We start from the raw sequence: 19,673 nt of genomic DNA on the forward strand, positions 1-19,673 counted from the left end.
GCACGAGGGCGTTGTCCATTTCCCGTCCGCACCGCTCCCGATGACCAGCGCCGTCCCTGCCGATTTCAGCCACCACACGCCGATGATGCAGCAGTATTTCGGCCTCAAGGCCGAGCATCCGGACACGCTGCTCTTCTACCGGATGGGGGACTTCTACGAGGTCTTCTTCGACGACGCCCGCAAGGCCAACGCGCTGCTGGACGTCACGCTGACCACCCGCGGCCAGAGCGGCGGCGAACCGGTCGTCATGGCCGGCGTGCCGGTGCACTCGCTGGAGTCCTACCTCGCCAAGCTGCTCAAGCTCGGTGAGTCCGTCGCGATCGCCGAGCAGACCGGCGAAGTCGGCGCCACCAAGGGCCCGGTCGAACGCAAGGTCGTGCGTGTCGCCACACCCGGCACCGTCACGGAATCCGAGCTGCTCGCCGACAAGCAGGACTCGATCCTGCTGTCCATCGCCACGCAGGGCAAGACCTTCGGCCTGGCCTGGCTGTCGATGACGCAGGGGCAGATCGGTCTGGCGCAGTGCGGCGAACGCGACCTGCCCTCGTGGATCGCCCGCCTGTCGCCGGCGGAGGTCCTGGTCGATCGCGAGAAACATCCGCAGGCGGTGCTGGGCGCCAAGCTGCCGATCACCAATCGCCAGAGCTGGCAGTTCGATACGAACCTGGGCAACCGCAAGCTCTGCGAGCAACTCGGCGTTGCGAACCTGCAGGGCCTCAACGCCCAGGACCTGCCCGCCGCCCATGCGGCGGCCTCCTGCCTGCTGTCCTATGCCGAGAGCACCCAGGGCAGCCGCGCGCTGAGCCACGTGAAGAGCCTGCGCGTGCTGCGCGCGTCCGACCTCCTGGACCTGCCGCCCGCCACCCAGCGCAACCTGGAGTTGACGCAGACGCTGCGCGGCGAGACCTCGCCGACCCTGCTGTCGCTGCTGGACACCTGCCGCACCGGCATGGGCAGCCGCGCGCTGCGTTTCTGGCTGCTGCACCCGGAGCGTGAACGCACCGTAGCCCGCGAACGCCAGGAGGCCATCGCCGAACTGATGAGCACCGGCTTCGAGCCGCTGCGGGAAGCCTTCCGGCAGGTCTCCGACGTGGAGCGCATCGCCGCGCGCATCGCGCTGCGCCAGGTGCGTCCGCGCGAACTCGCCGGCCTGCGCGCGACCTTGCTGATCCTGCCCGAACTTGCGCAGACGGTCCCGGCCGGCGCGAAGTTGCTCGACGAGTTGTCCGAAGGCCTGCGCGCGTCGCCGCACATCGCGGAGCTGTTGAGCCGCGCGATCGCGGAAGAGCCGCAGGCGCTGATCCGCGAAGGCGGCGTGATCGCCAAGGGCTTCGACGAGGAGCTCGACGACCTGCGCGCCGTGCAGACCGACTGCGACCAGTTCCTGCTCGCGATGGAAGTCCGCGAACGCGCGCGCACCGGCATCGGCAACCTGCGGGTCAAGTTCAACAAGGTGCATGGCTTCTACATCGAAGTCACGAACAGCGGCCTCGAGAAGATCCCCGCCGACTACACCCGCCGCCAGACACTGACGAACGCCGAGCGCTTCATCACCCCCGAGCTGAAGGCCTTCGAGGACAAATCGCTGTCCGCGAACGAACGCGCCCTCGCCCGCGAGAAGATGCTCTACGAGATGGTCATCGATCAGCTCACCGAGGAGATGCCGGCGCTTGGACGGCTGGCGCGCTCGCTGGCGTCGCTGGATGTGCTGGCCGCGCTCGCGGAACGCGCCGCCACGCTGAACTGGTGCCGTCCCGAGTTCGTCCCGCATCCCTGCATCGACATCCAGGGTGGCCGCCATCCGGTGGTCGAGGCCCGCCTGCGCGAGACCGGCGCCGGCGAGTTCATGGCCAACGACTGCCGGCTGGACGCCCGCACCAAGCTGATGGTGATCACCGGCCCGAACATGGGCGGCAAGAGCACCTTCATGCGTCAGGTCGCGCTGATCACGCTGCTGGCGGCGATCGGCGCCTATGTGCCGGCGACCGCCTGCCGGCTGGGGCCCATCGACGCGATCCACACGCGGATCGGCGCGGCGGACGACCTGGCCAACGCGCAGTCCACCTTCATGCTGGAGATGACCGAAGGCGCCGCGATCCTGCACAGCGCGACCGAACAGTCGCTGGTGCTGATGGACGAGATCGGCCGCGGCACCTCGACCTTCGACGGCCTGGCGCTGGCCGGCGCGATCGCCACCCACCTGCACGACAAGTGCCGCGCGTTCACGCTGTTCGCGACGCACTACTTCGAGCTGACCGAGTTCCCGGCCAAGCATCCGCAGGCGGTCAACATGCATGTCTCGGCGGTCGAGAGCGGCGAGAACATCGTCTTCCTGCATGAGATCCAGCCCGGTCCGGCGAGCCGCAGCTACGGCGTGCAGGTGGCGCGGCTGGCCGGCATGCCGGGTCCGGTCGTGCGGCAGGCCCGCGCGGCGCTTGAAGCCCTTGAAGCCCGCGCCACCGAGGGCGAGTCGCAGATCGACCTGTTCGCCCCGCCGCCGGAGCCCGCGCCGGGCGCGGTGGCCGAGGAGCCGTCCGAGCTGCTGGACGCGCTGCGGGACCTCGATCCCGACGCGCTGAGCCCGCGCGAGGCCCATGCGGCGCTGTACCAGCTCAAGCTGCTGGCCGCCGGCCGGCACTGAACCCTCCGCCGACCCGACGCGCCAGACCTGACCCCATGGACTCGACCAAGACCCTCGTCTTCTCGCATGCCAACGGGTTTCCGGCGGGCTGCTACCGGGTGCTCTTCGACCGCTGGCGCGACGCGGGCTGGACCGTGCACGCGCTGCCGCGCATCGGCCACGACCCGCGTTATCCGGTGACCAGCAACTGGCCGCACCTGCGCGACGAGCTGCTGCACTTCATCCAGGACGAGGTCAAACCGACCGCGCCGGTGATGCTGGTCGGACATTCGCTCGGCGGCCTGCTGTCGCTGCTGGTCGCCTGCCGCAAGCCGTCGCTCGCGCAGGGCCTGGTGATGCTGGACTCCCCGGTGATCGACGGCTGGCGCGCGCACAGCCTGCGCGTGGTGAAGTCCGCCGGCCTGATCAAGCGCGTCTCGCCGGGCAAGGTCTCGCACCAGCGGCGCTACGAATGGCCCAGCCTCGAAGAGGCACACGCGCATTTCGCCGCCAAGAACAAGTTCGCACGCTGGGATCCCCGCGTGCTGAAGGACTACATCGCCAGCGGCTTCGACGCGCACGAGGACGGTCAGGTGCGCCTGGGCTTCACGCGCGAGATCGAGACCCGCATCTACAACACGCTGCCCCACAACCTGCCGCGCATCCTGCACGGCCACGCGCCGAAGTGTCCGGTGGCGTTCATCGCGGGCACGCAGTCCGAAGAACTGCGGCAGGCCAACGCGGCCGGGTCCAAGGCGCTCGCCAAGGACCTGTTCCGCTGGTTCGAGGGCACCCACCTCTACCCCTTCGAAAGACCGGACGACACGGCGGCGCTCGTCCTCGAATTGATGGGCGAGATCGAGGCCAAATCGGCATCGCTATAATCTCCTTTTACCACCACGGCGTTTTTGGTTTCCTGCTCGGAAAACCGGCGCTGCAAGACAATGACCAAGTACGTCTTCGTCACCGGCGGTGTCGTGTCCTCTCTCGGCAAGGGCATCGCATCGGCCTCTCTCGCGGCCCTTCTCGAGTCCCGCGGCCTCAAAGTCACCCTGATCAAGCTGGATCCCTACATCAACGTGGATCCGGGCACGATGTCGCCGTTCCAGCACGGTGAAGTGTTCGTGACGGACGACGGCGCCGAGACCGACCTGGACCTGGGTCACTACGAGCGCTTCATCACCACGCGGATGAAGAAGAGCAACAACTTCACCACCGGACAGATCTACATGTCGGTGCTGGAGAAGGAACGCCGCGGCGACTACCTCGGCAAGACCGTCCAGGTGATCCCGCACATCACCAACGAGATGCAGGACTTCATCCGTCGCGGCGCCGGTCACGGCACGGCGGACGCGGTGGACGTGGCGATCGTCGAGATCGGCGGCACGGTCGGCGACATCGAGTCGCTGCCCTTCCTGGAAGCGGCGCGTCAGATGAGCCTGAAGGCCGGCGCGAACAACGTCGCGTTCGTGCACCTGACCTACGTCCCGTGGATCGCCGCCGCCGGCGAACTCAAGACCAAGCCCACGCAGCACACCGTGCAGAAGCTGCGCGAGATCGGCATCCAGCCCGACGCGCTGCTGTGCCGCGCCGACCGCCGCATCCCGGACGACGAGCGCGAGAAGATCTCGCTGTTCACGAACGTGCCCGAGTACGGCGTGATCTCCATGTGGGACGTCAACACGATCTACAAGGTCCCGCGCATGCTGCATGAGCAGGGCCTGGACCAGATGATCTGCACCAAGCTGCAGCTCAACACCAAGTCCGCGGACCTGAAGCGCTGGGACACGCTGGTCAACGAGGTCGAGAACCCGAAGACCGAAGTGACCATCGCCATGTGCGGCAAGTACACCGACCTGTCGGACAGCTACAAGTCGCTCAACGAGGCGCTGCGCCATGCCGGCATCCACAACCACGCCCGCGTCAACATCGAGTATGTCGACTCGGAGACGCTGGACGCCGAGCACTCGCAGCAGCTCGACAAGTACGACGCGATCCTGGTGCCGGGCGGCTTCGGCAAGCGCGGCGTCGAGGGCAAGATCCTCGCCGCCCAGTACGCCCGCGAGCACAAGACGCCCTACCTGGGCATCTGCCTGGGCATGCAGGTCGCGACCATCGAATACGCGCGCCACAAGGCGCACCTGGACGGCGCGAACTCGACCGAGTTCGAACCCGACGCGCCGCACAAGGTGATCGCGCTGATCGACGAATGGCAGGACGCGGACGGCTCGATCCAGAAGCGCAACGCCCAGTCCGACCTCGGCGGCACGATGCGTCTGGGCGCGCAGAGCTCCGACGTCAAGCCGGGCACGCTGGCCTACGAGATCTATGGCCCGGTCGTGAACGAGCGTCACCGCCACCGCTACGAGGCCAACGAGCAGTACCTGGACCAGCTGCAGGACGCCGGCCTGGTGATCTCGGCGATCACGCAGCGCGAGAAGCTGACCGAGATCGTCGAGCTGCCGCGCAATGTGCACCCGTGGTACATGGGCGTGCAGTTCCACCCGGAGTTCAAGTCGACCCCGTGGGACGGCCACCCGCTGTTCATCGCGTTCATCAAGGCCGCGCTGGAACACAAGGCCAAGGCCGGCCACGAGGTGAGCGCGCCCGCGGCGGCCTGAGCCCCGTCGGGGTCCGGGACGACTTCAGAGACCAACAACAGAGACACCGCCCATGCCCGCCTTCATCATTGCCGACGTGACCGTGACCGACGCCGACCAGATGGCCAAGTACCGTGAATGGAGCACCAAGGCGATGCAGGAGCACGGCGCGGAAGTGCTGGTCCGCGGCGGTGAGATCGAGGTGCTGGAAGGCCCCTGGACGCCGAGCCGCCTGGTGGTGCTGAAGTTCCCCGACCGCGCCGCGGCCAAGGCTTTCTACGACTCGGAGACCTACCAGCATGCGAAGTCGCTGCGCGAGCACGCCGGCATCATGCGCATGATCGTCGTCGACGGCGTCTGATCCCCCGCCATGCCCTGCACGAGCCATCGCGCCGCCAGCCTGTCCAGACGGACGGCCAGCGGCCCGGTGGCTTTTTTTCGCCTCCGTATTTCATCCCCCGTTTCGTCCCCCAATATCCGGACGCAGGTTGTTCAGCCAAGGTAACCCGTTGCTGGCACCATGCGCGCCGACCGAGTTTTTTCACTTCTGGAGACTGTTCCCATGAGCGCCATTGTTGACATCGTCGGCCGAGAGATCCTCGACAGCCGCGGCAACCCCACCGTGGAATGCGACGTGCTGCTGGAGTCCGGCGTGATGGGCCGCGCCGCCGTGCCGTCGGGCGCGTCGACCGGTTCGCGCGAAGCCATCGAGCTGCGTGACGGCGACAAGTCGCGCTACCTCGGCAAGGGCGTGCTGAAGGCCGTCGAGCACATCAACACCGAGATCTCGGAAGCCGTGCTGGGCCTGGACGCCTCGGAGCAGGCCTTCCTGGACAAGACCCTGATCGACCTGGACGGCACCGAGAACAAGAGCCGCCTGGGCGCCAACGCGATGCTGGCCGTGTCGATGGCCGTGGCGCGCGCCGCCGCGGAAGAATCGGGCCTGCCGCTGTACCGCTACTTCGGCGGCATGAGCGGCAACCAGCTGCCGGTGCCGATGATGAACGTCATCAACGGCGGCGCGCACGCCAACAACTCGATCGACTTGCAGGAATTGATGATCATCCCCGTGGGCGCGCCGTCGTTCCGCGAGGCGCTGCGCTGGGGCGCGGAGGTCTTCCACGCGCTCAAGAAGATCATCGACGCCAAGGGCATGTCGACCGCCGTCGGCGACGAAGGCGGCTTCGCCCCGAACGTCGAGAACCATGAGGCCGCGATCCAGATGATCCTGGAAGCGATCGACAAGGCCGGCTACACCGCCGGCGAGCAGATCGCGCTGGGCCTGGACTGCGCCGCCAGCGAGTTCTACAAGGACGGCAAGTACGTGCTGGAAGGCGAAGGCGGCATCCAGCTGACGGCCGAACAATGGACCGACATGCTGGCCACCTGGGTCGACAAGTACCCGATCATCTCGATCGAGGACGGCATGGCCGAAGGCGACTGGGACGGCTGGAAGCACATCACCGAGAAGCTCGGCGACAAGGTGCAGCTGGTGGGCGACGACCTGTTCGTCACCAACACCAAGATCCTGAAGGAAGGCATCGACAAGGGCATCGCCAACTCGATCCTGATCAAGATCAACCAGATCGGCACGCTGACCGAGACCTTCGCCGCCATCGAGATGGCCAAGCGCGCCGGCTACACCGCCGTGATCTCGCACCGCTCGGGCGAGACCGAGGACTCGACGATCTCCGACATCGCCGTCGGCCTGAACGCCGGCCAGATCAAGACGGGTTCGCTGTCGCGCTCGGACCGCATGGCCAAGTACAACCAGCTGCTGCGCATCGAGGAAGACCTGGGCGACGTGGCGGTGTACCCGGGCCGCGCCGCGTTCTACAACCTGCGCTGACCCCACGCGGACGTCCGCTGGGCGGGCGCTCCCCGCGTTCGAAGGGCAGGCCCATGGGCCTGCCCTTTTTCGTTGCAGCTAAACTCGCGGCCTGTGAAAGCCCTGGCCATCGTCCTCACCGCGTTCCTTGTCGCCATCCAGGCCCAGCTCTGGTTCGGCAAGGGCGGCCTGGCCCGCGGGGTCCAGCTGCGCGCCGAACTGCGCGAGCAGGACGAGGCCAACGAGAAGGCCCGCGCGCGCAACACCCAGCTGCAGGCGGAACTGCTCGACCTGCGCGAGGGCCTCGAGATGGTCGAGGAAAAGGCCCGCATGGAACTGGGCATGGTCAAGCCGGACGAAGTCTTCGTCCCGCTGCGCCGCTGAATCACAATTCCGCCTCCCGCCACTCCTGCATGCGCTCGCAGATGGATGCCTTGCTCGCCTGGGCGCTCTCGCCCGCCTTCCACGCCCTCGGCAGCCCGATCAGCTGGCTGGAGCTCGTCGCGTTCGCGCTGGCGATCTGGATGGTCGTCTGCAACATGCGCGTGCAGGTGCTGGCTTGGCCGCTGGCGCTGACCAGCTCGCTGCTCTACTTCCTGCTGTTCTGGAGCGGCAAGCTCTACGGCGAGGCCTCGCTGCAGCTGCTGTTCGCCGCACTCGCGCTGTGGGGCTGGTGGCAGTGGATGCGCGGCCGCACGGCCGACGGCCACACGCTGCATGTGCGCACGCTCGGTCCGAAGGGCCGCGTCACCGCGCTGCTGTTCACGCTGGCGGCCTGGCCGCTGCTGGGGATGTTCCTGCAACACCGCACCGACTCCCCCCTCCCCTATTGGGATGCCCTCCCGACGGTGGCCAGCATCACCGGCCAGTGGCTGCTCGGCCGCAAGTACCAGGAGAACTGGCCCGTCTGGGTGATGGTCAACCTGGTCAGCATCGGGCTGTTCGCGCTCAAGGGCTACTGGCTGACGGTCGTGCTGTACGCGGTGTTCGTGCCGATGTCGGTGGCGGGCTGGCGCGCCTGGCAGCGCCAGCTGCGGCCGGCAGCGATGGCCGCTTGAGCGACCGCTCTCATAGCGCACTTCGTCTGACGCCCCTGCGCGGCGCCCTGCCATCATTCCCACCATGACGCTGCACATCGCCCTCGTCGGCGCCGAGAGCACCGGCAAGAGCCGCCTCGGCGTGGCGCTGCTGGAGCACCTGAGCGCCCAGACGCGGCTGCGCTGCGCGCTGGTCGGCGAATACCTGCGCGAGTGGTGCGAGCGCGAGGGCCGCACCCCGCGCCCGGACGAGCAGCGCGCAATCGCCGAGGAGCAATGGCGCCGCGCCGAAGCCGCCTCCATCGATCACGACCTCATCCTGCACGACACGACGCCGCTGATGACCGCGGTCTACAGCGAGCAGCTGTTCGACGACACCAGCCTCTACCCATTCGCGCTGCAGGTCCAGGCCCGCATGGACGCCACGCTGCTGATGGCGCTGGACCTGCCCTGGGTCGCCGATGACATGCGCGACGGCCCGCATGCGCAACAGCCGACGGACCGCCTGGTACGCCGCGCGCTGCGCGAGGCCGGCCTCGGCTACAGCCTGGTCTCGGGCACCGGCCCGGAGCGCCTGCAGCAGGCGCTCAACGCGCTTGGTCCGCTGCTGAGACCGCATCTGGGCCGCGAGGACGGCCTGTTCGGCCGCCTGCTGCAGCGCGAGGAAAGCCTGGGCGGCGACTGGCGTTGCGAGCTCTGCGACGACCCGGCCTGCGAGCACGCCAGCCGCACCGCCGAGCGCCTGCCGCGCGCCTGAACGCGGCGCTCACGGCCCGGCCACACAGCCGAGGCACAATCCGCCGCTTCGCCGTCGCAAACATTTGCGGACGTCGCGAATTTCGAGATCACGGCGTTCCTGGAGCCTCCCCCGATGAACCGTTCTTCCGTCCGCCCGCTGGGCGCTCTGTCGATGCTGCTGAGCGCGGCACTGCTCGCCGCCTGCGGATCGCTGAGCTCCTCCGGGCCGCAGGCGCCGCTGCCGCCCTCGCTGGAGACATCGGCCGCGGCCGCGAAGACCGCGACGCCGACCAGCGGCTCGGTCGCCGTCAAGGTGCTGGCGATCAACGACTTCCACGGCAACCTGCTCCCGCCGGCCGGCGGCATCAAGCTGCCCGATCCGCAGAACCCCGACAAGACGATCACGCTGCAAGCCGGCGGCGCGGAGCGCATGGCCACGGTGGTCGCGCAGATCAAGGCGAAGAATCCCAACCACGTGTTCGTGGCCGCCGGCGACCTGGTCGGCGCGAGCCCGCTGCTGTCGGCGCTGTTCCATGACGAGTCGACGATCGAGTCGCTCGGCATGATGGGACTGGACATTTCCTCGGTCGGCAACCACGAGTTCGACCAGGGCATCGACGAGTTGCTGCGCAAGCAGCGCGGCGGCTGCCACCCGAAGGACGGCTGCAAGGGCCCGACCGAGTTCAAGGGCGCGAAGTACCAGTACCTCGCCGCCAGCACCATCGACGAGAAGACCGGCCAGTCCGTGCTGCCGGCCTACGCGATCAAGCGATTCGACGGCGTGCCGGTGGGCTTCATCGGCCTGTCGCTGAAGGGCACGCCGGAGCTGGTCAGCCCGACCGGCATCAAGGGCCTGCGCTTCGACGACGAGGCGCAGACGATCAACCGCCTGGTGCCCGAGCTGGAACGCCAGGGCGTGCACGCCTTCGTCGTGCTGATCCACGAAGGCGGCTACCCCAGCGGCGGCATCAACGACTGCCCGGAGATCTCCGGGCCGATCGTCGACATCGTCAAGCAGCTGGACAAGCGCGTCGGCCTGATCGTGTCCGGCCACACGCACCGCGCCTACAACTGCCGCATCGACGGCCGCCTGGTCACCAGCGGCGACAAGTACGGCACCCTGGTCACCGAGATCGACCTGACCCTGGACCGCGCCACCGGCACGATGACCGAGGCGCGCGCCAACAACGTGGTGGTGCGCCCGGAGACGGCGAAGGACCCGCGCCAGACGCTGCTGATCAGCACCTACCAGCACGTCGCTCAACCGTTGATCGAGCGCCAGGTCGGCTTCCTCGCTCAGGCGCTGAGCAAGGAAGGCGACGACAGGAACGAAGGCGGCGGCTCGACGATGGGCCAGCTCGTGGCCGACGCGATGCTGGCCGCGACGCGCGCGCCGGAGAACGGCGGCGCGCAGGTCGCGTTCCAGAATATCGGCGGCGTCCGCACCGGGCTGATCCATCGCGCGGACGACACGGTCACCTTCGGCGATCTATTCGCGGCGCTGCCGTTCTCGAATGCACTGGTGGTGGTCGAGATGACCGGCACGCAGTTGCAGGCGGTGCTCGAAGAGCAATGGTGGGCCAGCGATGCGAAGAAATTCCTGCCGTTGCAGACGTCGCAAGGCTTCAGCTACCGCTGGGACAAGCGCCGGCCACTCGGCTCGCGTGTGGTGCCCGGCAGCATGACGCTCAATGGCTGGGCGATCGCTCCCGATCAGAAGGTCCGCGTCGTCATCAACAACTTCCTGCAGGTCGGCGGCGACAGCTTCAATACCTTCACGACCGCGCGGCTCGTGCAGACCGGGCCAATGGACGTGGACGCGCTGGAGGCCTACTTCAAGGCCCATGGCACCCAGCGGGTGAAGGCCACGGCGCTGGATCGGGTGGTGCGCGTCGATCGTTAAAGCTGACATTGAGTCAAAACTCAAAAGCCCGCACGCGCGGGCTTTTTTTTTAAGCGGTCTGGATCGCGCACCTGACCTCAGAGTCAAGACCAACCGACTCCACTCCAGAGCTGAGATTTGCGCCACCTACCCCGTCGAAAGGCCGGGGGGCGCGACACCACGACCATTCAGCCTAGGACTTGACGCCAAGTGCGAACAATCTGGGGGAATCGCTTCAGTGACCCGTGCGCATTGAATGCCATTTAGGTATTTCCCCAATCGCACGACACCGCCTCCCCCCTAAGATGATTCGGCCAAGCCTTCATCTGAGGCAAAAACTCGAAGAACTTATTCTGGGAGCTTGAGATTGAGCGTTCATCAACTTCTCAAATCACTCAACATAAAAACAAGAAACCGCGTTCGCGTACTACTTTCCCTTTCAGGGACAGAGGCGACGGAGTTACTAAACTCAATTCGCAAAACAGCAACCGTTCGCGAACTGATTCAGATAGACAAAATTCTTTGGAGCAGCTCCCAACTGCGCGAAGCAGCCATACCGCTTCCATTTCCAAAAAACCCTCAGTTCAGCGAAGGCTTCTATAGACTCAATTCACTTAGCCTAGAGGCCCAAATCCAAGTACTTCAAGGGCACATTTCCGAGAACCAAGAGACTGTCCACAACCTACTCGGAAAGATTTCCGAACTAAATCGCCACATTGTCGAAAACAGCCTGAAATCAGCTCAAAATACAATTAATTCAATTATTGAGGATTTCGGGTTTAGCCACATCTTATTAAGGAAGCTCTCTCTTGTTCGAGAACTCTCCCGAGGCGAGTCTCCAATGCGTGAACTTGAAGAGCTACTAATCCAGTCAGGCTATCAAAGAAACAATGTTGTCCTCAACTCTCTAATTCACTGCTACCAAGAAGAACAGGACTTTCTAAGTATAAAGCGATCCATACTTGGACTCCCTGATAGAGGGAACTCAAACAAATTCACTCGAGACATAAGCAGAATACTATTTCAACCCATCGCAACGTCTGAGCACGAGCTATCGGAAATTATCCAAAGTTCAATGCAATGCTCGCTACTTGACGCAGTCATCGCATACAAGATCCATCGAGAATTCATAGATGCGGACGGTCGGCACAAAATATTGGCGGAAGTTTGCGAAAGAATCGAAAAATCTACCCCGACAGTCGACGAGATTGCCGAGCGATATTGCAATACAGATTCCGACTGCGAGCATCAGTTCTATAAACACAGCAGCGCATGGCTAGAAATCGACCAAATAGTCGCCTACCGAAAACTATTAGACTCGTACTACGATAGCCAGCCCAAAGAGGAAAGCGATTATGGGAGCGTTATTCAACGCAGCATCTCCAACTGGATTGGAGAACTCCCCATCGAAAACCTTTCAGAAAGCAAACGAGTAACTTCACACAATCATGCAACACTCGGCATGCTTGAGTACCAAGGCCATGCAACCAGGTCCGCAATATTTAATCGGGCACTTGAGCAGCAGGACGGAATAATCAAGATCTCCGAAGAGAGCCTAATTGCCCTAATGGGCCTCACTCGAGATCTACAGAAAACCATCCCAATTGCGCAAGCCAAAAATCTTGCAAAATTATCATCTTCTAGCGTTTCGAAATTAATACTCTTCTTGCTGATCGCAAAGCGAAGCAAAAATGAGAAAGACGATCATCTGCTCCGGAAGATGGTCCAAAACGAATCCCGCAAAAACATCGAGGCGGAGAATAAGGTTGTCGGTCTAGTCGAAGAACTCTACTCTCGATGCAGCGCTATTGGCATTTACGCTTACGAAATTTTCACTGAAGACTTCATTGCAAAACTCTTCCAAATCACTTCCAGCACGTCTCAGATAACTGAAACCCGGGCCGCGCTTCATCGCTGGATGGGAGAAAAGACGGGGGAACGTGCGTATTTTGATCGCGCTCGCACACTTCTGATTGATCATCAAATCAACAAGATAAGAAATGAGCTTGACGATCACCGAATTTATGTCGACGTAGCACGATTCCACGAATGGTTCGATGATGAGGTGCTGCGAGATTTCAATTCTGCACTTAATGCATTAGACCATGCGAACTTTGATGCAACCAAAGAATCGGATTCCGTTCTATTGAAGCTTCTCGAAGATTGTTACCAAGCATTTTGCTCTAATAAGGTGTTTGGTATCGCCTCCTATCTCGGCAGGAGAATCCGCCACGGCACCTTCAAGGGGCACCTGTTTTCGAATGTAGTTGCCGCCGCCAAGGACCAAAGGTACCGCCGCTTCCTAAATGGCCTGTATGTTGCACCAATCTGGCAAGACTGGAAGATGGCATACGAGGCTAGAGTCGATGAGATCATCGACAAGCGGTTACATGTAGCATCGGCATCCAAACGCGACGGTCTACTCCATCCAAATATCGGCACTCCATGGAAAAGAGATATAGCGGCCGCGTGCATTCGTGCCATCTATCAGGATTTCGAACAAAATAGATCATCGGCCGCACTGCCGCACATCGTGACCGAATATTGCTGGAGAATGGCAGAATTTGACCTCAAGTCCTTCAATGCATATCTAAAGAGCCAGCGAAAGGACCTGCTGGACAACGATTCCTTGAACGGACTTAAAGTCGCCTCACCGCAGGAGCAACGACTGATAGCAGGCGAATTTTGTCGAGACATCGCGAGGAGAATCGACGAGACGCTAATGACTTTTCAAACGTGGTTTAAGCGCCCCCTGAACGTCTCACCGAAAGCTTCTTTGCCATTACTCTTCCGAGCGGTGGCGGCAGAAGTCAAGCAATACTTCCCCGAACTTCCTACTGACACGCTCGTCTCCACCGAGCAAGATATAGAAATTATGGGAGGCGCATACCATGTACTATATGACGCCATGTTTGTTGTTGTATACAACGCAGCAGAACATGGCAAACGCGGCGCAAAGATTTCACCATCGTTTAGTATCGCTCGCCTTTCCGAAGATCGTCAGCATTCGATCACCATAAGAATTACCTCGACAATTCGAGAGGACGACACGGACGAACAAGTCTCAAATAAGCTCAAGATTCCGACAAGGGACGAAATCGATAATGCTCAACTGTATGAGAATAGAAGCGGGATTCCCAAGCTATATCAACTTCGAGAGGCGGACCCAAGATTCTCAATTATAGGAATAAACTGCAGCGGCCGAGAATTCTCCGCCGAATTTGGTTACCTATTGGAAATCTGATGGCCAAGATCCTGCTGGTGGAAGATGACAGCTTCAAATCCGACGAAATACAAGCACTAATCAGGCAGATCGATTTAAGTGCCGAGATATCACTTTCGACAAGTGTATTTGCCGCAGTCAACCAACTTACCCAAAGACAGTTCGACCTAATAATTCTCGACATGGCGCTACCGAGTCACCCCTTAGTGGCCGGCGAAGGGGCTCCCGTATCTCTTTTGAATGGTGGCATCGAGATAATATTCGAACTTCAATCGCTAGGAAGAACGGATCCGTGCGTAGTAATCACGCAGTTTCCCGATATTGAGATCTGTGGCGAGCTTTGTCCGATATCAATAGCTGCGGACAGGATGTTCGACGCATACGAAACGCGTGTGGAAGCTTGCCTCGAATACTCACAAACCAACTTCTTTTGGCGCAATCGCCTCAACGATATCTTAAGGAAATATGCAAATCCTCATTCTTGAAGATTCAGTGGAGAAGCTCGAGGCGATACAGGGCCACATCAGCACACACCACCAAGCGGCAGAAATAACCGTCGCGGCTTGCCTAGGAGACTATATTTCGCTGATCAACAGGAGGAAATTCGACCTCCTAGTTGTGGACCTCGTCATTCCATCCTTCAAAGGCGACGCAGACGCAGTTGAGTCGACCGAATCTATAATTGAAAACACAAGGGGCGACTATAAATGCCCCAATTTCAGAACCCCAGCAATTGCTGTAACAAGTTTTGACGAGAAGGCGGAAGAGAATTTCAGATCCTTGAATATTCACGACTTCAGCATAATCACCTTTTCCGTCGATAATCTCGAATGGCAAGATGCTTTGAATCGAAAAATTGAGGGGATAAAGGCTGCTGAAAAGTTCGATTTTGTGATTATTTGCGCCTTGCAAAAGGAAGCCGACGCATTTATTCAGCTTCAGCTCACTGCATCAGCAAGTGAGTTGATTTCCGGATTGGTGTGCAGGCGGATTGACATTGGTGGAAAGCGCGGCGTGATCGTTACTTGCCCCAGGATGGGGCTTGTCAGCAGCGCGATCACAGCGACTGCTGCGATTGAGGCATTTCGGCCAGCGGTCATATGCATGGCCGGCATTTGCGGCGGCATTGCCGACCAAGCGAACATTTACGATACTGTGATCGCGGAAACGTGTCATCAACATGACTCCGGAAAATGGGCCGCCGACACATTCAAACCGGAGGTCTACTCAAATGCGATAAATCACAGGCTATTGCAACGATTCCGAATTGAGACGAAAAAGCCGGAGTTTATTGAGGAAATGAAGCGAGGGATAAGCCTCTCTCGCTCTGAGTTTCCGAAGAGAAAGAATGATTTTGAGGCAAGGATCTACGATGCCCCAGCCTCAAGCGGCAGTGCAGTCGTGGCAAACGAAAAGATGGTCGACTTAATCGCCAATCAACAGAGAAAATCCGCGATCTTCGAGATGGAGTCCTATGCACTATATGAAGCTGCACGACTTCATCCGTCAGAACCGTTCTATTTCAGCGCAAAAACAGTGGTGGATGACGGCGGGCGGAACAAGGGCGATGCATTTCACCGAGTTGCATGCCTCTTATCAGCCAGAGCAGTCAGCAAACTACTTCTTAGCTGCGAGTTCCCTTAAGGCCAGCAGGCCGAGGGACGACGCAGGGATGGCGGTAAAACTCCGCTCAGGCGGGCCAAGTCATGATGCTGGACGCTCCGCGTGGAGACTCGACGCGATAGCGACACCCAATCGCGTTTGCGCAAAGGAGTGCCGACGGGGCCGCGACTTGAAGCAAGCCGCCGACTCTCCTCTGGGGGTGTAGTTTGTCGCTGAGACACCCGCTCGTCGGCAATGCTGATTCACTGGACGTTCTTCGATCCCGGAGCCTGGTTTTGCGGGTCGGTGAAGAGCTCACCGACATCCACCGGGTCGAAGACATAGTGGTTGCCGCAGAACTCGCAGCCGATCTCGACGCCGCCCAGCTCCGCCAGGATCTCGTCCACTTCCTGTCTGCCCAGACCCAGCAGCATGCGGCCCACACGCTCGCGTGAGCAGGTGCAGGCAAAGCGCGGGTACTGCGGATCGAAACGGCGGACGTTCTCCTCCCAGAACAGACGGCGCAGGATCGTGTCGCTGTCCAGCGTCAACAGCTCCTCCGCCGTCAAGGTGGCGGCCAGCATGCTGATGCGGTTGTAGGCGTCCTCCATCTCCTCGCGCGCGACGCCCGAGCTGGCACCCGGCTCGAGGTTGCCCTCGCCTTCGATCGGCAGGCGCTGGATCAGCAGGCCCGCGGCCAACTGGTCGTTGGCGGCGAGCACCAGCGTGGTCTCGAGCTGCTCCGACTGCCGCATGTAGTGCTGCAGCACGTCGCTGAGCTTCTCCAGCGGCTGGCCCTGCGGGCCGCTCAGCGGCACGACGCCCTGGTACGGCTGCTGGCCCGGCAGGCGGTCCTTGGGATCGAGCGTGATCGCGACGCGGCCCTGGCCGTGCACGTTGAGCATCTGCTGCAAGGTCGCATCGTCCACCACCGTCTCGCGCGTCTTGGCGGTGGAGCGGAAGCTGGCGTCCGGCTGTACCTCGACGACCGCCAGCTTCAGCGGCCCGTCGCCCATCACCTGGAAGATCAGCGCGCCGTTGAACTTGATGTTGGCCTGCATCAGCACGCCGGCCGCGGTCATCTGGCCGAGCAGGTCGCGCACCGCCGGCGCCAGCGGCTCCTTGCGGCGGCCGAGCAGTTCCTTCCAGCTGTCGTCGAGCCGGACCAGCATGCCGCGCACGGGCAGCCCTTCGAAGAGGAATTTGTGGAGCTCGCTCGGAGCGGGTTTGATGGACGTGGCCATGGGCTTCCTTTGAATTCGAGTTATCTGGGGACGGATTGCGGATCGTCAATGCGGACGAGTTCCTCGGCATACCGCCGCCCGTTCTGGACGTAGTGGGCGGCGCTCATCGCCAGGCCCTGGATCTGCTCCGGCGTGAGCTCGCGCACGACGCGGGCCGGTGAGCCGACGATGAGGCTGCCGTCCGGGAACTGCTTGCCCTCGGTGACCAGCGCGCCGGCGCCGACGAGGCAGTTGGCGCCGATGCGCGCGCCGTTGAGCACCACCGCGCCGATGCCGATCAGCGCGTTGTCGCCGACGGTGCAGCCGTGCAGCATGACCTGGTGTCCGACGGTGACGTTGCGGCCGAGGACCAGCGGCATGCCCGCGTCGGCGTGCAGCACGCTGCCGTCCTGGATGTTGCTGCCGGCGCCGATGGTGAGGTGTTCGCTGTCGCCGCGCAGGACGGCATTGAACCAGACGCTGACGTCGTCCTCCAGCGTGACGCGGCCGACGACCTGCGCGCTGTCGGCGATCCAGACGCCGGTGCCGAGTTCCGGCGTGTGTTCGCCAAGGCGGTAGACGGCCATGCGATTCTCCAAAAGGGATAATTCTACGAATGGAACTTCGAACCCGCGCGCTGCAGGTGCTTCTGATCGCCGATCCGCAGGCCAAGGCGCGGGCGGCCCGTGAGCTGTACGGCGCGGCCGATGCCGCTGAGCTCGACGCCGCCGCCCTCCTCACGCCCGACACCGAGCCGCCCGGCCGCCCCGAGCGCCCCCACCTCGTCGCGGCGCTGCAGGTGGCGTCGCGCTCGCCGTTCACGCCCGAAGGTCGAGCAGCGCTGATCCACGCGATCGCGCACATCGAGTTCAACGCGATCAACCTGGCACTGGACGCGGTCTGGCGCTTCCCCGGCATGCCGCGCGCCTACTACGTCGACTGGCTCCAGGTCGCCGCCGAGGAGGCGTTGCACTTCACGCTGCTCGACGAGCACCTGCGCAGCCTGGGCCGCGCCTACGGCGACTTCGACGCGCACGACGGCCTGTGGACGATGGCGATGCGCACGGCCGGCGACGTGCTCGCACGCATGGCGCTGGTGCCGCGCACGCTGGAGGCGCGCGGGCTGGACGCGACGCCGCCGCTGCAGGCCAAGTTCGCCAAGGCCGGCGACGCGCGCGCGGTGGAGATCCTCGACGTGATCCTGCGCGACGAGGTCGGCCATGTCCGCATCGGCAACCACTGGTACCGCCACCTGTGCCGCGAGCGCGGACTGGATCCGCTGACGCTGTATCCCGAGCTCGTCGAGCGTTTCGAAGCACCGCGGCTGCGACCGCCGTTCAACGTCGAGGCGCGCAGCGCCGCCGGCTTCAGCGACGAAGAGATCGCCTACCTGAGCGGTTGATGGCCGAGCTCCTCTGAGCTCCTCGCCGACGCTCCGCAAGCCTCCCCTGCCAGCCGAAGAAGGCTGACCCGCCCGTGCCATCCGGCGCGGGCGTCGAGATCCCCGACACTCCCTCCCCATGACCCGCATCCAAGCCAACCTGCTGCTGACCCTCATCGCGATGATCTGGGGCTCGGCCTTCGTCGCCCAGGCCCATGGGATGGAGAGCATCGGCCCGATGATGTTCACCGGCATCCGCTTCCTGATCGGCGCGCTCGTCGTGCTGCCGCTGATCGTGCGCGAGCGGCGCGCCCCCGGCGCGACCGTGCTGCGCGGCAGCGACGCGCTGAAGATCATGGGCCTCGGCGCGCTGCTGACGACGGGCGCGGCGCTGCAGCAGATCGGCATCCAGTACACATCGGTGACCAACGCCGGTTTCCTGACCGCGCTGTACGTGCCGTTGGTGCCACTGCTGGGCTGGCTCGTGCTACGCCATCTGCCGCACTGGTCGGTGTGGCCGGGCGCGCTGGCCTGCCTGATCGGCGCTTTCCTGCTGTCGGGCGCGCATGAGCTGGACATCGGCGTGGGTGACGCCTGGGTGATCGCCTCCTCGCTGCCCTGGGCCGTGCACGTGCTGCTGGTCGGCATGGTGGCGGACCGGATGAATTCGCCGTTCACCGTGGCCGGCGGGCAGTTCCTGTTCTGCGGCGTCGTCGCGCTGGCCTGGGCGCTGGGCTTCGAGTCGTGGAGCTGGGCCGGCATCGAGGCCGCGGCCGGACCGATCCTCTACACCGGCGTGCTGTCGGTGGGCGTGGCCTTCACGGGCCAGGTCGTCGCGCAGCGCTACGCGCACGCGGCGGACGCCGCGATCATCCTGTCATCCGAGACGCTGTTCGCCGCCGTGTTCGGCTACCTGATGATGGGCGACCGCCTCAACGGCGCCGGGCTGCTGGGCTGCGCGCTGATCCTCGGCGCGATGCTGCTGATCCAGCTGCTGCCGATGCTGCGCGTGCTGCGGCCGCGCACGGCCTGACCCTCGGCGCTCAATCCAACGGGAACGCACTCGTCTTCTTGACGGTGCGCAGCACCAGCATCGAGTTCGCCTTCGCCACGCCCGGCAGCTGCATGAGCACGTGGGTGTGCAGGCGTTCGAGGTCCTCGGCGTCCTTGTAGGCGAAGCGCAGCAGGTAGTCGTTGCTGCCGGCGACGTAGAAGCAGTCGAGGATGTCCGGCGCGTCCTTGACCGCCTGTTCGAACTCGGCCAGCGCGGCGGGCGTCATGCGCTCGACGTTGACGATGGTCCAGCTCGTGCCGGGCTTGCCGATCGCCTTGGGGTTGAGCAGCGCGACGACGCGGTCGATCACGCCGGAATCCTCCAGACGCTTCACCCGGCGCAGACACGCGGACGGCGACAGATGGACCTGCTGCGCGAGGTCCTGATTCGAGATGCGCGCGTCGCGCTGCAAGACCGCGAGGATCGCGCGGTCGATCGCATCCAGTTGCACTTCCTTGATCATGGGCGGCATTCTGTTCGAAGAA

General features: G+C 63.1%; 17 protein-coding genes. 14 read left to right on the top strand and 3 right to left on the bottom strand.

All coding sequences use genetic code 11. From position 1 onward, the window contains the following. Positions 1–40 precede the first annotated feature (40 nt). From mutS to AC07PR_RS06480, 12 genes are all read left to right on the top strand, one after another. On the top strand, positions 41–2,641 hold the full coding sequence (gene mutS / locus AC07PR_RS06425; protein WP_495134748.1) for a DNA mismatch repair protein MutS: 2,601 nt from the start codon (positions 41–43) through the stop codon (positions 2,639–2,641). A 35-nt stretch (positions 2,642–2,676) separates the two neighbouring features. Further along, positions 2,677–3,504, top strand: coding sequence for an alpha/beta hydrolase (locus AC07PR_RS06430; RefSeq protein ID WP_431102675.1), 828 nt, complete (start codon positions 2,677–2,679; stop codon positions 3,502–3,504). A 60-nt stretch (positions 3,505–3,564) separates the two neighbouring features. Then, on the top strand, positions 3,565–5,241 hold the full coding sequence (gene pyrG / locus AC07PR_RS06435) for a CTP synthase (RefSeq protein WP_377155916.1): 1,677 nt from the start codon (positions 3,565–3,567) through the stop codon (positions 5,239–5,241). A gap of 52 nt (positions 5,242–5,293) precedes the next feature. After that, positions 5,294–5,581: a DUF1330 domain-containing protein gene (locus tag AC07PR_RS06440; RefSeq protein ID WP_495134749.1), complete on the top strand. Its 288-nt coding sequence runs from the start codon at positions 5,294–5,296 to the stop codon at positions 5,579–5,581. Between the two features lie 201 nt (positions 5,582–5,782). Beyond that, entirely contained in the window at positions 5,783–7,069 is a 1,287-nt protein-coding gene (gene eno, locus AC07PR_RS06445) for a phosphopyruvate hydratase (RefSeq protein WP_088405489.1), read from the top strand. A gap of 93 nt (positions 7,070–7,162) precedes the next feature. Continuing rightward, positions 7,163–7,432 (top strand): cell division protein FtsB, encoded by a 270-nt coding sequence (gene ftsB / locus AC07PR_RS06450; RefSeq protein WP_483105816.1) that lies wholly within the window; start codon positions 7,163–7,165, stop codon positions 7,430–7,432. Positions 7,433–7,473: 41 nt separating this feature from the next. Beyond that, positions 7,474–8,106: a nicotinamide riboside transporter PnuC gene (gene pnuC / locus AC07PR_RS06455; RefSeq protein WP_377155922.1), complete on the top strand. Its 633-nt coding sequence runs from the start codon at positions 7,474–7,476 to the stop codon at positions 8,104–8,106. Between the two features lie 64 nt (positions 8,107–8,170). Next, positions 8,171–8,842 (top strand): AAA family ATPase, encoded by a 672-nt coding sequence (locus AC07PR_RS06460; RefSeq protein WP_495134750.1) that lies wholly within the window; start codon positions 8,171–8,173, stop codon positions 8,840–8,842. Positions 8,843–8,956: 114 nt separating this feature from the next. Then, entirely contained in the window at positions 8,957–10,726 is a 1,770-nt protein-coding gene (locus AC07PR_RS06465; protein ID WP_495134751.1) for a bifunctional metallophosphatase/5'-nucleotidase, read from the top strand. Between the two features lie 346 nt (positions 10,727–11,072). Further along, positions 11,073–13,949 (top strand): hypothetical protein, encoded by a 2,877-nt coding sequence (locus tag AC07PR_RS06470; protein ID WP_495134752.1) that lies wholly within the window; start codon positions 11,073–11,075, stop codon positions 13,947–13,949. Then, complete coding sequence (locus AC07PR_RS06475) at positions 13,949–14,413, top strand: hypothetical protein (RefSeq protein ID WP_495134753.1); 465 nt, start codon at positions 13,949–13,951, stop codon at positions 14,411–14,413. The genes AC07PR_RS06470 and AC07PR_RS06475 overlap by 1 nt, the downstream gene beginning before the upstream one ends. Continuing rightward, positions 14,394–15,572 (top strand): phosphorylase family protein, encoded by a 1,179-nt coding sequence (locus AC07PR_RS06480; RefSeq protein ID WP_495134754.1) that lies wholly within the window; start codon positions 14,394–14,396, stop codon positions 15,570–15,572. The genes AC07PR_RS06475 and AC07PR_RS06480 overlap by 20 nt, the downstream gene beginning before the upstream one ends. A gap of 221 nt (positions 15,573–15,793) precedes the next feature. Here AC07PR_RS06480 and hslO read toward each other — a convergent pair whose 3' ends face one another. Together hslO and AC07PR_RS06490 are read right to left on the bottom strand one after the other, a co-directional pair. Then, positions 15,794–16,774, bottom strand: coding sequence for an Hsp33 family molecular chaperone HslO (gene hslO, locus AC07PR_RS06485; protein WP_088405485.1), 981 nt, complete (start codon positions 16,772–16,774; stop codon positions 15,794–15,796). A gap of 20 nt (positions 16,775–16,794) precedes the next feature. Next, positions 16,795–17,340, bottom strand: coding sequence for a gamma carbonic anhydrase family protein (locus tag AC07PR_RS06490; RefSeq protein WP_495134755.1), 546 nt, complete (start codon positions 17,338–17,340; stop codon positions 16,795–16,797). A gap of 29 nt (positions 17,341–17,369) precedes the next feature. Between AC07PR_RS06490 and AC07PR_RS06495 the strand changes: the two genes are divergently transcribed. Together AC07PR_RS06495 and AC07PR_RS06500 are read left to right on the top strand one after the other, a co-directional pair. Continuing rightward, entirely contained in the window at positions 17,370–18,155 is a 786-nt protein-coding gene (locus AC07PR_RS06495) for a ferritin-like domain-containing protein (RefSeq protein ID WP_495134756.1), read from the top strand. A 118-nt stretch (positions 18,156–18,273) separates the two neighbouring features. Beyond that, on the top strand, positions 18,274–19,167 hold the full coding sequence (locus tag AC07PR_RS06500; protein ID WP_483105811.1) for a DMT family transporter: 894 nt from the start codon (positions 18,274–18,276) through the stop codon (positions 19,165–19,167). 10 nt (positions 19,168–19,177) lie between these two features. Here the strand turns inward: AC07PR_RS06500 and AC07PR_RS06505 are convergent, their stop codons facing one another. After that, a complete protein-coding gene (locus AC07PR_RS06505; protein ID WP_377155933.1) occupies positions 19,178–19,651 on the bottom strand; it encodes an Lrp/AsnC family transcriptional regulator in 474 nt (157 codons plus the stop codon). Between the last annotated feature and the right edge of the window lie 22 nt (positions 19,652–19,673).

The sequence above is a fragment of the Roseateles sp. GW821-FHT09H11 genome (assembly GCF_059415845.1).

Bases quoted from the DNA above. Each gene is read 5' to 3' on its own strand.
- mutS (WP_495134748.1), top strand. From the start codon at position 41: ATGACCAGCGCCGTCCCTGCCGATTTCAGCCACCACACGCCGATGATG.
- AC07PR_RS06430 (WP_431102675.1), top strand. From the start codon at position 2,677: ATGGACTCGACCAAGACCCTCGTCTTCTCGCATGCCAACGGGTTTCCG.
- pyrG (WP_377155916.1), top strand. From the start codon at position 3,565: ATGACCAAGTACGTCTTCGTCACCGGCGGTGTCGTGTCCTCTCTCGGC.
- AC07PR_RS06440 (WP_495134749.1), top strand. From the start codon at position 5,294: ATGCCCGCCTTCATCATTGCCGACGTGACCGTGACCGACGCCGACCAG.
- eno (WP_088405489.1), top strand. From the start codon at position 5,783: ATGAGCGCCATTGTTGACATCGTCGGCCGAGAGATCCTCGACAGCCGC.
- pnuC (WP_377155922.1), top strand. From the start codon at position 7,474: ATGGATGCCTTGCTCGCCTGGGCGCTCTCGCCCGCCTTCCACGCCCTC.
- AC07PR_RS06460 (WP_495134750.1), top strand. From the start codon at position 8,171: ATGACGCTGCACATCGCCCTCGTCGGCGCCGAGAGCACCGGCAAGAGC.
- AC07PR_RS06465 (WP_495134751.1), top strand. From the start codon at position 8,957: ATGAACCGTTCTTCCGTCCGCCCGCTGGGCGCTCTGTCGATGCTGCTG.
- AC07PR_RS06475 (WP_495134753.1), top strand. From the start codon at position 13,949: ATGGCCAAGATCCTGCTGGTGGAAGATGACAGCTTCAAATCCGACGAA.
- AC07PR_RS06480 (WP_495134754.1), top strand. From the start codon at position 14,394: ATGCAAATCCTCATTCTTGAAGATTCAGTGGAGAAGCTCGAGGCGATA.
- hslO (WP_088405485.1), bottom strand. From the start codon at position 16,774: ATGGCCACGTCCATCAAACCCGCTCCGAGCGAGCTCCACAAATTCCTC.
- AC07PR_RS06490 (WP_495134755.1), bottom strand. From the start codon at position 17,340: ATGGCCGTCTACCGCCTTGGCGAACACACGCCGGAACTCGGCACCGGC.
- AC07PR_RS06495 (WP_495134756.1), top strand. From the start codon at position 17,370: ATGGAACTTCGAACCCGCGCGCTGCAGGTGCTTCTGATCGCCGATCCG.
- AC07PR_RS06500 (WP_483105811.1), top strand. From the start codon at position 18,274: ATGACCCGCATCCAAGCCAACCTGCTGCTGACCCTCATCGCGATGATC.
- AC07PR_RS06505 (WP_377155933.1), bottom strand. From the start codon at position 19,651: ATGATCAAGGAAGTGCAACTGGATGCGATCGACCGCGCGATCCTCGCG.